The organism is Bacillus pretiosus (assembly GCF_051294775.1).
Taxonomy (GTDB): Bacteria; Bacillota; Bacilli; order Bacillales; family Bacillaceae_G; genus Bacillus_A; species Bacillus_A wiedmannii.
Genome location: NZ_JBPPHF010000333.1, coordinates 1 through 294 on the forward strand (window position 1 = coordinate 1; position 294 = coordinate 294).

The 294-nt window shown below is 31.0% G+C and carries 1 protein-coding gene; it reads left to right on the forward strand.

Features of this window, described 5'->3' with window-relative positions:
- Positions 1 to 2: 2 nt before the first annotated feature.
- The coding region (locus ACSG5Z_RS31120; RefSeq protein WP_435712884.1) for a DUF1648 domain-containing protein at positions 3 to 294 on the forward strand (292 nt) is incomplete at its 3' end.

Consider the following 294-nt stretch of genomic DNA (forward strand, 5'->3'; position numbering starts at 1 on the left):
GTATTACTTTATTTCTCACTATTATTACAACAAATATTATTCTCTATTTCTTCTTACCATTACGTATTGTTACGAAATGGGACTTCAATGGAACGCCTACATCACCAATGGATAAAAGCACTTTTGTTATCGTAAATATAATTATATGTACCTTCTTATTCTTTTTATTTTTAGCTTTATCTAAAGCAGCGAGAAACCAGAAATTTCTCCTTTGGATTGGCAACACAATTTTACTATTTTTATTTTTTGTCGATATTGTCATTGCTCTCATCGCTCTTGGCTTCACTCTTCCTC